The following is a 13,943-nucleotide window of genomic DNA, read 5'->3' on the forward strand; positions in this document are numbered from 1 at the left end:
ATCTGGCGCTGTTGCAGTGCGGCGCACGCCTGTTGCCGCTCAATCCCGCCTTGCCGACGCCGCTGCTGGCGCAGCTGTTGCCGGAATTGGATATGACCTTTGTCTTCGGCCCGGACTCGTTGCCGGCGCTGCCGGAAGACGTGATTCGATTGACCCCGCCGTCGACCGAGCCGCGTTGGCCAAACCTGCCGACGTGGGATGCGCAGCGTCTGGCGACGCTGACGTTGACTTCCGGTTCCAGCGGCATGCCGAAAGCGGCCGCGCACAGCTATGCCAACCATCTGGCCAGCGCCGCCGGGGTGTTGGGGCTGATGGCGTTTCAGCGCGAGGATTGCTGGCTGCTGTCATTGCCGCTGTTTCACGTCTCCGGACAGGGCATTGTCTGGCGCTGGCTGGCTGCGGGCGCCCGGTTGGCGGTGCGCGAGATGCACCCGCTGAACGAGGCGTTGGCGGGATGCACGCATGCCTCGTTGGTGCCGACCCAGCTGTGGCGGCTGCTGGCGCAACCGCTGGCGGGCATGACGCTGAAGGCGGTGCTGCTCGGCGGCGCGATGATCCCGGTGGAACTGACCGAGCGGGCGGAGGCGGCGGGGATCCGCTGCTGGTGCGGCTACGGGCTGACCGAACTGGCCTCCACGGTGTGCGCCAAGCGCGCCGATGCGCGGCCGGGCGTCGGCCTGCCGCTCGATGGCCGCGAAGTAAAACTGGTGGATGAAGAGGTCTGGATCCGCGCCGACAGCCTGGCGCTCGGCTACTGGCGCCATGGGCATCTGCAGCCGTTGGCCGATGAGCAGGGCTGGTTCCCGACCCGCGATCGCGGCGCGATGATCGAGGGGGAACTGCGAATTCTCGGCCGGCTGGACAACCTGTTTTTCAGCGGCGGCGAAGGGGTGCAGCCGGAAGATATCGAACGCGTGCTGGCGGCGCATCCGCAGATCACGCAGGCGTTTGTGGTGCCGGTGGCGGACGCCGAATTCGGCCAGCGGCCGGTGGCGGTGATCGACGGCGATCCGTCGCTGTCGCTGGCGACGCTGCTCGCCTGGTCGCAGGATAAGCTCGCCAATTTCCAACGCCCGACGGCATTGCTTCCGCTGCCTGACGAGCTGAAAAACGGCGGCATCAAGATTTCGCGCCGCCGGTTGCAGGCGTGGGTGGCGGAGCGCCTGCGTCAGGCATAAAAAAAGCCGCCCGAAAGGGCGGCTGAGCGAATGATGACGGCGGGTTATTTCAGTCCCAACGCCTTGGCGACGCCGGCGCCGTAGTCCGGGTGCACCTTGGTGAACAGCTCGACCTGACGGCGCTGGATGTGTTCCGGCACCTGCGACAGTTCGCCGGCGATGCGGGTGAACATGCGCTGGTGCTCTTCGGCGCTCAGCAGGTTGAACAGCGCGCGCGGCTGGCTGTAGTAATCGTCGTCTTCACGATGATTCCAGTGGTCGGCCGCGCCTTCAATGCTCAGCGGCGGTTCGCTGAAGTCCGGCTGCTCTTGGAACAGGCCAAAGCTGTTCGGTTCGTAGGTTGCGCCGTTGCCGCTGTTGCCGTCCACGCGCATCGCGCCGTCGCGATGATAGTTGTGGAACGGGCATTTGGCGCCGTTCACCGGGATCTGGTGGTGGTTGACGCCCAGGCGGTAGCGGTGCGCATCGCCATAGGAGAACAGGCGGCCCTGCAGCATTTTATCCGGCGAGAAACTGATGCCCGGCACCACGTTAGCGGGGTTCATCGCCACCTGCTCAACCTCGGAGAAGTAGTTATCGGGGTTGCGGTTCAGCTCGAAAAAGCCGACGTCGATCAGCGGGTAGTCGCCGTGCGGCCAGACCTTGGTCAGATCGAACGGGTTATACGGCGTCTGCGAGGCTTCGTGTTCCGGCATGATCTGAATTTGCAGTTTCCAGCGCGGGAAGTCGCCGCGTTTGATCGCATCGAACAAATCGCGCTGTGAGCTTTCGCGATCCTTGGCGATGATCGCTTCCGCTTCTTCATCCATCAGGTTTTCAATGCCCTGTTCGCAGCGGAAGTGGAATTTCACCCAGAAGCGCTCGTTGGCGGCATTGATAAAGCTGAAGGTGTGGCTGCCGAAACCGTGCATGTGGCGGTAGGACTTGGGAATGCCGCGATCGCTGAAGTCGATGGTCAGCTGGTGCAGCGATTCCGGCAGGTGAGAGAAGAAATCCCACTTGTACACCGGATTACGCAGGTTGGTATGCGGATCGCGTTTCACCACGTGATTAAGATCGGGGAATTTCAGCGGATCTCGCAGATAGAACACCGGCGTATCGTTGCCCACCAAATCCCAGTTGCCTTCTTCGGTATAGAACTTCATGGCGAAACCGCGAATGTCGCGTTCGGCGTCGGCCGCGCCGCGCTCACCGGCGACGGTGGAGAAGCGGATAAACATGTCGGTCTGCTTACCGATTTCGGAGAAGATCTTGGCGCGCGTGTAGCGGGTGATGTCATGGGTGACGGTAAAGGTGCCGTAGGCGCCAGATCCTTTGGCGTGCATGCGGCGCTCGGGGATGACCTCGCGGTCGAAGTGGGCCAGTTTTTCCAGGAACCACACGTCCTGCAACAGCATCGGGCCGCGTTTGCCCGCGGTGATCACGTTATTGTTATCGACAACCGGGGCGCCGGCTGCGGTGGTCAGTCCTTTCTTGCTCATCACTTGCTCCTTATCGTAGTGCAGTTAAGTAAAGACTCGGGCGGTTTAAGCGTTCATCAGCATAGTCCTTTGGCGGGGCTTCTTCCCCTGACCTTGGTCAAAGCCACTACTAGTTGTAGCCCTATTGCCGAGCGACGGCAAATAGGTCTCGGTTATCGTTGGCATCGCCTTGACGAATATGGATTTTTGTTTGCAAATTTTTACATTTATTTGATTATTGAAGAATTTTTTCGCTTTTATCCCTTAAATACTCATTGCGCTTTGGTATAGACTCATGACGTTATTATTTTGCGTTGATTCGATCATTCGGTACGGATGACAAACCAGAGGGAAAGATGATGAAAAAGACTTGGGTCGCGTGCGCGGCAGGATTGCTGTTTGTGACCGGCGCGGCGAACGCCATCAGCGTGTCGGGCGAAGCCGGGCAACACTACACCAACCTGGGCGTTGGTATGAGCACCGGCTCTTCAGGTCTGGGCCTGACCGGCAACTGGGCGCGCAGCGACCACGACGGCAACGTCGGCAGCGTGGGGTTGAACTTCGGCGTGCCGCTGGGGCCGTTGACGGCGACCGTGGGCGCCAAAGCGCTGTACCTCAGCCCGAAAGACGGGAAAAGCGGCGGGGCGGTGGCGCTGGGCGGCGGCCTGGAGTGGGAAATTAACCGTTACTTCAGCCTGCACGGCGAAGGTTACTTTGCCCCTGAGTCTTTCACCAGCGGCGTGAAGGCCTATAACGAAGCCAGCGGCGGCCTGCGCTGGAAGTTCCGTCCGCTGAGCGTGGACGTGGGCTACCGTTACATGCAGATGGAAGGCAAAGACGGGCGTCGCGACAACACCCTGGCCGATGGCCCTTATGTCGGTGTCGGTCTGAGCTTCTGACGCTCAGCAAAAAGGGGCCATTGCGGCCCCTTTCTCTTTATCATTCCTTGTCTTTCGTCGCTTACCCGACCGCCGGCAGCATGCCGCTGGCGATGCCCAGTTGGATGGCGATCACCGTTACCCCACAGACAAACACCAGCGCCAGCGCAGGGGTGCCGCCCCAGACGCGGTACTGCGCCTGATGCTTTTGGCGAGTTTTCCACACCAGCAGCGAAGGCAGCAGCAGCGCCAGCACCGACAGGGCGATGGCGGCGAAACCCAGCGCCAGCACGAAACCGCGCGGATAGAACAGCGCGAAGGCCAGCGGCGGCAGGAAGGTGATGGCGCCGGTTTGCAGGCGGCCACGCACGTTATCTTGCCGCTTGAACAGGTCAGCCAGGAAATCGAACAGCCCAAGCGCAACGCCGAGGAACGAGGTCGCCAGCGCCAGATCGGCGAACAGGTGCACCGCCAGTTCAACGTGCGGCGAAGCTACTGCATCACGCACCGCCTGCAACAGGCCATTCAGCCCGGCCTGCTGCGCCAGAATGCCGACGAAGGTGTCGGAGCTGATACTGCCCAGCGTTGCCAGCTGCCAGAAGATATAGGCGATCAGCGGGATGGCGCTGCCGATGATGAACACCCAACGCAGTTTGCGAATGTTGCCGCCCATGTAGTTGACGATGCTCGGCACGCTGCCGTGGAAGCCGAATGAGGTGAAGATCACCGGAATGGCCGATAACGCCAGGCCTTGCTCCAGCGGCAATGTCATCAGATTGGTCTGGTGGATATTCGGCAACATCAGGCCGAGCATCACCACCAGAAACACCACTTTCGCGCTGAACAGGATGCGGTTGAACAAGTCGACCGAGTGGGTGCCGATGCACACCACGCCGCCGGCCACCAGGGTGAACAGCAGGACGCCGAGCGACACAGGGAAGTCCTGCGATGTCCATTGGCTGATGCTGGTGGCGAGCAGTTCGCCGGCGCCGCTAATGTAGGCGGCGGTGAGGGCGTACATCAGGAACATCATGCTAAAGCTGGTCAGCCACTGGCCGCCGCCGCCGAGATAACGTTTGGCGAGCGTGCCCAGACCGGTATCCGCCTGCTCATGCTGGTAAACCTCCACCAGTAACAGCGCGGTGTAACACATCAACAGCCACAGCCCGACCAGTAAGGCCAGCGTGACGCCGAAACCGACGCCGGCCGCCGCCAGCGGCATCGCCAGCATCCCGGCGCCAATGGTGGTGCCCGCCACGATAAAAACACTGCCAAGAGTGCGATTCTTCACGTTTTTTCTCTACCAGCCGAAAGATTTTGAAAATTATAGGTAACGATTTATGAGGATGGCAGGATAGTGGAAGCCCTAATTTGTGTCAAACCGGCGTTACGCGCATTGTAAATTAAAGTTTACGACCTTGCGGGCGGCATGGCGCATGATGAACGACGCGATGGCGGAAATAATCCGACGGCGGCTAGTGAAAAGTTATTTACGGGCTTCTATAGTGGAATGACCAAAAAATGTGGGAGAGATCAATGTTAAGGGTGGAGATGCTCAGCACCGGCGATGAGGTGCTGCACGGGCAAATTATTGATACCAACGCCGCCTGGCTGGCGGACTACCTGTTCCAGCAGGGCGTGCCGATGAGCGGGCGGGAAACGGTAGGGGACAGCCTCTCTGCTTTGATCGAGATCCTGCAGGAACGCAGCCATATCGCCGATGTGCTGATTGTCAACGGCGGCCTGGGGCCGACCAGCGACGATTTGAGCGCGCTGGCCGCCGCGAAAGCCTGCGGCGTAGAGCTGATTGAACGGGCTGACTGGCTGGCGCGCATGGAAGCCTATTTCGCCGAGCGCGGGCGGCCGATGGCCCCTTCCAACCGCAAGCAGGCGCAGATCCCGGCCAATGCGGAAATGTTGGATAACCCGGTGGGCACCGCCTGCGGTTTCGCGTTGCAGCTGAACCAATGCCTGATGTTCTTCACCCCCGGCGTGCCTTCGGAATTCAAAGTGATGGTCGAACAGCAGATCGTGCCGCGTCTGCGCCAGCGCTTCACTTTGCCGGCGCCGCCGCTGTGCCTGCGTCTGACGACGTTCGGTACCTCCGAGAGCGATCTGGCCGCTGAACTGGACAGCCTGCCGCTGCCGCCGGACGTGGTGCTGGGTTACCGCTCGTCCAGCCCGATCATTGAGCTGAAGCTGACCGGGCCGGAAAGCCGGCGCGCGGAGATGGAGCTGGCCTGGCGACGCGTGCGCGAGGTAGCGGGGGACAACTGCATCTTCGAAGGCACCGTCGGGTTGCCGGCGACGCTGACGCAGCGCCTGAATCAGCAAGGGCTGAAGCTGGCGTTGAGCGAGCAATTCAGCGGCGGCTTGATCAACCTGCAGCTGCAGAGCGAAGGCGCGCCGCTGGCGGGGGGAGAGCTGCTGCCGGCCCACTGCATCGAAACGCTGGAAACGACGCTGGCGCGCGCCCGCTCGCTGGCGGAATTGACCGGCGCGCCGTTGGCGTTGGCGGTCAGCGCCATGCACGATGAGCAGGTGAGCATTGCGCTACACACGCCGCGCGGCGGGATTGGCCAGACCGTGCGTTATCGCGCGTCGCGCCACGGGCTGCGGCTGCGGCAGGAGTCGGTGGCGATGCTGGCGCTGGATATGCTGCGTCGTTGGCTGAATGGGGGCCAGGCGTGCGGTAAAAACGCCTGGCTGGAGGTGGTGGAAATTATCGAGTGACGCTCATGGCGCTGAGTTGTCTGCCTCACTGTTTTGTTGTAGCCGTTCGGACGCCAGGCGTGAAAGACGTATTGCCGCCGCGCCTCGCGTTTGCAGCTCTGTACCGTAGTTCCTGAGCGCCTGCGCGGCGCTGTCTGAGTGCGCCAGATGCGCCGCCAGGCTGGCGGCGTCTACCAGCGCGGTGTTGGCGCCGAGCCCACCTGCCGGGCTCATGGCGTGCACGGCGTCGCCGAGAAAGGCGATGCGTTCGCTGTGCCATTCCGGCATCGCCGCCGTAACCTGCACCGTCCGCACCCTGAGCGACAGGGGATCCGCCAGCGCTAACGCCGTTTGCAAGGCGGGCGCCCATCCTTGCGAGATATGCCGTACGCGCGCCTGCAACGTGGTGTTCTCCTCCAGTCCCGGGGCTCCGCCGAGACGTTCAGCCGAACCGATACAGGCCCAATAGAGATAGTCGTCGACCGGCGAGAGGCGGCAATCGGGCGCGTAGTCGGCCGCCAGTTGCGCCATGGGGGCCTGAAAGCGCATCGGTTCAACCACCAGCGACACGCCGTCGGCGAAGATCACCGATACGCCGTTCAGCAGCTCAGGGGCCAATTGGGCCCGGGTCGCCGCATCGAGCGGCGTTTTGCCGTAGAGGGTGACCGCACCGCTGTCTTCTGGCCCCGCCTCGGGCAGGCAGCGCCGCCGCACCAGCGAGTTGACGCCGTCGGCGGCGATCAGCACATCGACCCGCACGTGTTCGCCGTTGGCGAACTGAAGTTCCACACCCTGCGGCGTTTGTGCAAATTCACGCAAGGTATGGCCGAAACGCACCCGGTCTTGCAGGCCGGCAAGCAGGATCTCGCGCAGCGTTTGGCGATGAATGCCGAGATCGCCGCCCGGTTCTTGTGTTTGGTGCTGGCTGGAGGGCAACCAGTGCTCGGGGCGCCGGCCGATGAGCGGGGCAAGCTGCGGATCCCATAGATTGCTCTCGCCGCTGTTTTGCGCGCTGCCGGCGCAGAGCAAGCGGTAGTGCGTCGGCGGCAGGCAGGCGGCCAGCGCCTGCTGGCCCGACGGATCGATGCGTAGCCGGTAGCCCTGATCGCGTGCTTGCGGTGTGGTGTCGCGTTCAAACACCGTGGCGTGGATGCCAAAGCGGCGCAGTCCCTGAGCCAGACACAGGCCGCCGGGCCCGGCGCCGATAATGCCAATGCTGAGTGTTGTCATCATGTTCCCTCGTGAGTCAGTGGCCGCAGACGGTCGCGGCCGGAAGCATTTCATTATGTCGGTGCAGGAAAAGGTTGGTATAACGGTATCTGGACTAAAAATAGTGATTAGTGGCCAATATGAATGCGAACCTTCACGCCCTCGACGCTGACTGCAGCGAATGGTCGACGGGCCCCTGGCTGATCGCCCTCGGCGGCCGCGACGCGGCAGGCCGGGAGTATCGGTTGGGCACGCGCGAATACGACTGGCATCAGCATGTGCGCGGGCAGTTGCTGTGCGTTGAAAGCGGTTTGCTGCATGTAAGCACGGCGCAGGGCGATTGGGTGCTGCCGCCTCAGCGGGCGGGTTGGATCCCGCCGGCGACGGAGCACCGGGTGCAGGTTTGCGGCGCGCTGAGCGGCTGGAGTTTACTGCTGGCGCCGGAGGCCTGCCACGATCTGTCGAATACACCTTGCGTTATCGGCATCAGCGCAGTGCTACAGGCGCTGGCTCAGCGTGCGGAAGGTTGGGACAAACGCAGCGCGCTTACCCTGGAGCAGGAGCGTATGGCGCAGGTGATGCGTGACGAGATACGGCTGGCGCCGACGGAGCCGCTGTATTTACCGATGTCGTCCCATCCGCGCCTGGCCGGCGTTCTGCAGGCCTTGCTGGCGCAACCGGGGAGCGAACGTTCACTGGAGGCGTGGGCTGAATGGGGGGCGATGTCGCCGCGTACCCTGCGGCGGCTGATGATCGGCGAGACGGGGTTGAGTTTTGCCCAGTGGCGTCAGCAGGCTCGGTTGTCATATGCGTTGGCGAAGCTGGCCGAAGGTGAAACGGTGCTGCAGATTGCGGAGGCGCTGGGGTATGCCTCGCCGAGCAATTTTATCGCCATGTTTCGTAAAGCCTTCGGCGATTCCCCGGCGCGTTATTTTTCCACATCGGCGGGAAAGGGGCGCTAAGCGAAATACTTTGAGGATAGTTATATATCCCTGATTAATCATAATCTTATAGGGGATATTCGCGGTGAGGGAATGCTGTTACTCTCTTGACGGGTGCTTGAGACTGTTCGTCTTGGGCATTGTGTGACAAGGCGGATAGATGAAAGCCCCAGACTGACTCTCAATCAGAGTGGGGCTGCCCTAACGCCTAGACACCGTTATGGTAGCCCCTTCACAGCAAGGAGGCAAGCATGCGCTTAAGGCATGTGTTTCACTCGCTAACCGTTGTATGTATTACGGTTTTGTTATTTATCTGGATGATAAGAGACTCGCTGTGCGAGCTGAAAATCTACCAGGAAAATATCACTATCCTGATCAGGTTGGCGTGTGAGGTGAAGCGGTAATCCTAGGGCGGGGGCAACCCCGCCTTCTGGTCTCCAGGCGCGGTTTCCGGCACCCGACTTTACATTTCCAGCTCGATATCCGTCAGCGGCATGCAGCAGCAGGGCAGGATCTCGCCGGCGTTGATAAACGCCAGCGGCTGTTGGCGGTAGGCCACTTCGCCTTTCACCAGCTTCAGGCGGCAGGCGCCGCAATAGCCGGAGCGGCATTGGTACTCCACCTGCACGTCGTGCAGTTCCAGCACGTCGAGCAGGCAGTTTTCACTGTTAGGGCAAGAGAGCTGCGTGCCGGCGGCGCGCAGCGTTACGGTAGGCGTCGCCATCGCTTACAGTTCGAAGTCGCTCAGGTCGTCGGCGTTGATCTCCGAGTCGATCTGGCCAACCAGGTAAGAGCTCACTTCCACTTCCTGCGGCGCTACCTGCACGTTGTCGGACACCAACCAGGCATTGATCCACGGGATCGGGTTGGAGCGGGTTTCGAACGGCAGACCGAGGCCGACCGCCTGCATGCGGATATTGGTGATGTACTCCACATACTGGCACAGGATGTCTTTGTTCAGGCCAATCATCGAGCCGTCGCGGAACAGGTATTCCGCCCACTCTTTCTCCTGCTGGGCGGCCAGCACGAACAGATCGTAGCACTGCTGCTGACATTCCTCGGCGATCTCCGCCATTTCAGGATCGTCGGCGCCGGAACGCATCAGGTTCAGCATGTGCTGGGTGCCGGTCAGGTGCAGCGCTTCGTCGCGGGCGATCAGTTTGATGATTTTGGCGTTGCCTTCCATCAATTCGCGCTCGGCGAAAGCGAAGGAGCAGGCAAAGCTGACGTAGAAGCGGATCGCTTCCAGCGCATTCACGCTCATCAGGCACAGGTACAGCTGCTTCTTCAGCGCACGCAGATTGACGGTGACGGTTTTACCGTTCACCTGGTGGGTGCCTTCACCCAGCAGGTGATAGTAGCTGGTCATCTCGATCAGATCGTCGTAGTAGCCGGAAATGTCTTTCGCGCGCTTCTTGATCTCTTCGTTGGTGACGATGTCGTCGAACACCAGCGCCGGATCGTTGACGATGTTGCGGATGATGTGGGTGTAGGAACGGGAGTGGATAGTCTCGGAGAACGACCAGGTTTCCACCCAGGTTTCCAGCTCAGGGATCGAGATCAGCGGCAGCAGGGCGACGTTCGGGCTGCGGCCCTGGATGGAGTCCAGCAGGGTCTGATACTTCAGGTTGCTGATGAAGATGTGCTTCTCGTGCTCCGGCAGCGCCTGGTAATCGATGCGATCGCGGGAAACGTCAACCTCTTCCGGGCGCCAGAAGAAGGAGAGCTGTTTTTCGATCAGTTTTTCGAAGATTTCATGCTTTTGCTGGTCGAAACGCGCAACGTTTACCGACTGGCCGAAGAACATCGGCTCTTGCAGCTGGTCGTTTTTGGTCTGAGAAAAAGTGGTGTAAGCCATAAGCCTGAATCCATCGTAACGTGGCTAAATGAAGGGGCCGGAAAATTCCGGCCCGCTAGGTCAAACTTTAGATCTTGCAGGCGCCGCTTTCGCAGTCGTCATCGCCGGCCTTGGCAGGCTGCAAATCTTCCTGGGCGTCTTCCGCACCGTCGCGGGTGTTTTGGTAGTACAGCGTTTTCACGCCGAACTTGTAGGTGGTGAGCAGGTCTTTCAACAGCTGCTTCATCGGCACCTTGCCGCCCGGGAAGCGGGTCGGATCGTAGTTGGTGTTGGCCGAAATCGACTGGTCGATGAATTTCTGCATCAGCCCCACCAGCTGCAGATAGCCGTCGTTGCTCGGCATTTCCCACAGCAGCTCGTAGTTGTCTTTCAGACGCTCATACTCCGGCACCACCTGGCGCAGGATGCCGTCTTTCGACGCCTTGATGCTGATGTGGCCGCGCGGCGGCTCGATGCCGTTGGTGGCGTTGGAAATCTGCGAAGAGGTTTCCGACGGCATCAGGGCGGACAGCGTCGAGTTGCGCAGACCGGTTTCCTGGATCTCTTTACGCAGGGTTTCCCAGTCGTAGTGCAGCGGCTCGCTGCAGATCGCATCCAGGTCTTTCTTGTAGGTGTCGATCGGCAGGATGCCCTGCGAATAGGTGGTTTCGTTGAACCACGGGCAAGCGCCTTGTTCCTGCGCCAGACGGTTGGAGGCTTTCAGCAGGTAGTACTGAATGGCTTCGAACGTCTTGTGGGTCAGGTTGTTGGCGCTGCCGTCGGAGTAGCGCACGCCGTTCTTCGCCAGATAATAGGCGAAGTTGATGACGCCGATGCCCAGGGTGCGGCGACCCATTGCGCCACGGTGCGCGGCCTTGATCGGATAATCCTGATAATCCAGCAGGGCGTCCAGCGAACGTACCGCCAGGGTCGCCAGTTCTTCCAGATCGTCCAGGCTGTCGATCGCGCCCAGGTTGAAGGCGGACAGGGTGCACAGCGCGATCTCGCCGTTTTCGTCGTTGACGTCTTCCAGCGGCTTGGTCGGCAGTGCGATTTCCAGACACAGGTTGGACTGGCGCACCGGCGCGATCTGCGGATCGAACGGGCTGTGGGTGTTGCAGTGGTCGACGTTCTGGATATAGATACGGCCGGTAGAGGCGCGTTCTTGCATCATCAGCGAGAACAGCTCAACCGCTTTCACGCGCTTCTGGCGAATGCTGTCGTCTTTCTCGTACTGGGTGTACAGGCGCTCGAATTCGTCCTGATCGGCGAAGAACGCGTCATACAGCCCCGGCACGTCGGACGGGCTGAACAGAGTGATGTCTTCGCCCTTGATCAGGCGCTGGTACATCAGGCGGTTCAACTGCACGCCGTAGTCCATGTGGCGCACGCGGTTGCCTTCAACGCCGCGGTTGTTTTTCAGCACCAGCAGGCTTTCCACTTCCAGGTGCCACATCGGGTAGAACAGCGTTGCCGCGCCACCGCGCACGCCGCCCTGCGAGCAGGATTTGACGGCGGTCTGGAAGTGTTTGTAGAACGGGATGCAGCCGGTATGGAAGGCTTCACCGCCACGGATCGGGCTGCCCAGCGCGCGGATGCGGCCGGCGTTGATGCCGATGCCGGCGCGTTGCGAAACGTATTTCACAATGGCGCTGGAGGTGGCGTTGATGGAGTCCAGGCTGTCGCCGCACTCGATCAGCACGCAGGAGCTGAACTGGCGGGTTGGGGTGCGCACGCCGGACATGATCGGCGTAGGCAGCGAAATCTTGAAGGTGGAAATCGCGTCGTAGAAACGTTTGACGTAATCCAGACGAGTTTCACGCGGGTAGTTGGAGAACAGGCAAGCGGACACCAGCATGTACAGGAACTGGGCGCTTTCGTAGATCTCGCCGCTGACGCGGTTCTGCACCAGATACTTGCCTTCCAGCTGCTTGACGGCGGCATAAGAGAAGTTCATGTCGCGCCAGTGATCGATAAAGGAGTCCATCTGCTCGAACTCTTCAGCGCTGTAGTCTTCCAGCAGATGTTTATCGTATTTGCCCATCTCGACCATGCGGGTCACGTGAGCGTGCAGCTTCGGCGGTTCGAACTGGCCGTAAGCCTTTTTACGCAGGTGGAAGATCGCCAGGCGAGCGGCCAGGTACTGATAGTCCGGCGCATCGCGGGAGATCAGATCGGCAGCGGCTTTGATGATGGTTTCGTGAATGTCGGCGGTTTTGATGCCGTCATAAAACTGAATGTGGGAACGCAACTCTACTTGAGAAACCGAGACGTTGTGCAATCCTTCTGCGGCCCAATCGATGACCCGGTGGATTTTGTCGAGGTTGATGCGCTCTTTACGGCCATCGCGTTTAGTTACAAGCAGACTTTGGTTCATGTGGTGTTTTACCTGTCCGTATGGTGCCCCTAAGCAGAAGTGTAGTCGCTCTGCTCAGTATGTAAACACTATATATAGGGGTTGTATGTCGGTGAGGTAACAAGATAGTGAGAAAAAACGGCGTTTGCAAGTGAACAAAACCGGCCTAATTTGTGGATAACTTGGGGGTGAAATGTAACTTGCCGTTCGCAGTGCGCGCCGTGACTGGCGCGACAAGCTTGTCAATAAGCGAGATCAGATTTTACTGAAAAACTGAAAAAACCGATCGTTTGGCGCTTTATTAAACGTTAGAAAAAAACGGCATATTGATCTGATTTAATATTCTAAAAAACTGTCTACAACCGCTATTTTGATCGAAGTCGCGGAAATTAGGTATTTTTCCTAACAGCGCGTTGGCGCCGAACCCCGATAACGCAGGGCCGGCGCGGTTTACAGCGCTCAGCCTTCGTGCTGGGTGTGCACCATGTAGTTCACGTCAACGTTGCGCCCAAGCTTGAAATGATCGGTGATCGGGTTGTAATGCAGGCCGATCATGTGCTTTTCGCGCAGCGGCGTGCCGTCGACCCAGCCGATCAGTTCGGAAGGGCGAATAAACTTCTTATGATCGTGGGTGCCCTGCGGGACCATCTTCAGCACGTACTCCGCGCCGATCACCGCCATCAGCCAGGCTTTGGTGTTGCGGTTGATGGTGGAAAAGAACACGTGGCCGCCCGGTTTCACCAGTTGGGCGCAGGCGCGCACCACCGAGGCCGGATCGGGCACGTGCTCCAGCATTTCCATGCAGGTGACCACGTCGTAGCGCTGCGGGTTGGCCTGAGCGTGGCTTTCCACCGTCTCCTGCACGTAAGTCACGTTCACGCCGCTTTCCAGCGCGTGCAGCCGGGCGACCTGCAGCGGCTCCCCGCCCATGTCCAGGCCGGTCACTTCGGCGCCTTCGCGCGCCATGCTTTCCGCCAGAATGCCGCCGCCGCAGCCCACGTCGAGCACCTGCTTGTCAAAAATGCCGCCGGCGCGCTGCATGATGTAGTTCAGGCGCAGCGGGTTGATGCGGTGCAGCGGTTTGAACTCGCCTTCCAGATCCCACCAGCGGGAGGCGACGGCCTCGAACTTGGCGATTTCCTGGTGGTCAACGTTTTGCACTCGGCTGGATGATTCTGCGTTCATGGGCTTGTCTGGCTCCTTGTTCTCGTTGCGCGGATTATACATGTTCCGGCGCGGCATCGTCTGCGTCGATGCGTTTTTAGCGCACTAATCTGTACAATTTCCGTGAAACAGCGGCGGTTATTTTCCCGTAAAGCGTGCTTTGTGATATAGTTTTACACCTTTGCCACTATGGCAGCGGGCAGATGAA

General features: G+C 60.3%; 12 protein-coding genes. 5 read left to right on the forward strand and 7 right to left on the reverse strand.

All coding sequences use genetic code 11. The features are described 5' to 3' along the window. The coding region (gene menE, locus H7A77_RS17705; protein WP_182074466.1) for an o-succinylbenzoate--CoA ligase at positions 1-1,178 on the forward strand (1,178 nt) is incomplete at its 5' end. 44 nt (positions 1,179-1,222) lie between these two features. Here menE and katA read toward each other — a convergent pair. Then, positions 1,223-2,659 (reverse strand): catalase KatA, encoded by a 1,437-nt coding sequence (katA, locus tag H7A77_RS17710; RefSeq protein WP_033651930.1) that lies wholly within the window; start codon positions 2,657-2,659, stop codon positions 1,223-1,225. Between the two features lie 338 nt (positions 2,660-2,997). Between katA and H7A77_RS17715 the strand changes: the two genes are divergently transcribed. Beyond that, entirely contained in the window at positions 2,998-3,537 is a 540-nt protein-coding gene (locus H7A77_RS17715) for a YfaZ family outer membrane protein (RefSeq protein ID WP_033643844.1), read from the forward strand. A gap of 61 nt (positions 3,538-3,598) precedes the next feature. Here H7A77_RS17715 and tyrP read toward each other — a convergent pair whose 3' ends face one another. Next, positions 3,599-4,807, reverse strand: coding sequence for a tyrosine transporter TyrP (gene tyrP, locus H7A77_RS17720; protein WP_004935940.1), 1,209 nt, complete (start codon positions 4,805-4,807; stop codon positions 3,599-3,601). A 245-nt stretch (positions 4,808-5,052) separates the two neighbouring features. Between tyrP and H7A77_RS17725 the strand changes: the two genes are divergently transcribed. After that, positions 5,053-6,249 carry a nicotinamide mononucleotide deamidase-related protein YfaY gene (locus H7A77_RS17725; RefSeq protein ID WP_164107147.1) on the forward strand — a complete coding sequence of 399 codons (1,197 nt, stop codon included), beginning with the start codon at positions 5,053-5,055 and terminating at the stop codon, positions 6,247-6,249. A 3-nt stretch (positions 6,250-6,252) separates the two neighbouring features. Here H7A77_RS17725 and H7A77_RS17730 read toward each other — a convergent pair whose 3' ends face one another. Further along, a complete protein-coding gene (locus H7A77_RS17730; protein ID WP_255443880.1) occupies positions 6,253-7,461 on the reverse strand; it encodes an NAD(P)/FAD-dependent oxidoreductase in 1,209 nt (402 codons plus the stop codon). A 116-nt stretch (positions 7,462-7,577) separates the two neighbouring features. Here H7A77_RS17730 and H7A77_RS17735 point away from each other — a divergent pair, with 116 nt between their 5' ends. Continuing rightward, positions 7,578-8,399, forward strand: a complete 822-nt coding sequence (locus tag H7A77_RS17735; protein WP_033651927.1) for a helix-turn-helix domain-containing protein — start codon at positions 7,578-7,580, stop codon at positions 8,397-8,399. Positions 8,400-8,629: 230 nt separating this feature from the next. Further along, a complete protein-coding gene (locus H7A77_RS17740) occupies positions 8,630-8,782 on the forward strand; it encodes a Hok/Gef family protein (RefSeq protein ID WP_004935921.1) in 153 nt (50 codons plus the stop codon). 59 nt (positions 8,783-8,841) lie between these two features. On the opposite strand, the gene yfaE is transcribed toward H7A77_RS17740, so the two are convergent. The 4 genes from yfaE to ubiG form a co-directional block, all read right to left on the reverse strand. Next, positions 8,842-9,102 carry a class I ribonucleotide reductase maintenance protein YfaE gene (gene yfaE / locus H7A77_RS17745; RefSeq protein ID WP_015378558.1) on the reverse strand — a complete coding sequence of 87 codons (261 nt, stop codon included), beginning with the start codon at positions 9,100-9,102 and terminating at the stop codon, positions 8,842-8,844. 3 nt (positions 9,103-9,105) lie between these two features. After that, positions 9,106-10,236 (reverse strand): class Ia ribonucleoside-diphosphate reductase subunit beta, encoded by a 1,131-nt coding sequence (gene nrdB / locus H7A77_RS17750; RefSeq protein ID WP_019453694.1) that lies wholly within the window; start codon positions 10,234-10,236, stop codon positions 9,106-9,108. A 67-nt stretch (positions 10,237-10,303) separates the two neighbouring features. Next, on the reverse strand, positions 10,304-12,592 hold the full coding sequence (nrdA, locus tag H7A77_RS17755) for a class 1a ribonucleoside-diphosphate reductase subunit alpha (protein ID WP_033632525.1): 2,289 nt from the start codon (positions 12,590-12,592) through the stop codon (positions 10,304-10,306). Between the two features lie 438 nt (positions 12,593-13,030). After that, on the reverse strand, positions 13,031-13,756 hold the full coding sequence (gene ubiG, locus H7A77_RS17760) for a bifunctional 2-polyprenyl-6-hydroxyphenol methylase/3-demethylubiquinol 3-O-methyltransferase UbiG (protein ID WP_033644327.1): 726 nt from the start codon (positions 13,754-13,756) through the stop codon (positions 13,031-13,033). Positions 13,757-13,943 lie beyond the last annotated feature (187 nt).

This window comes from Serratia sp. ME47, from assembly GCF_903970925.1.
GTDB lineage: Bacteria > Pseudomonadota > Gammaproteobacteria > Enterobacterales > Enterobacteriaceae > Serratia > Serratia ureilytica.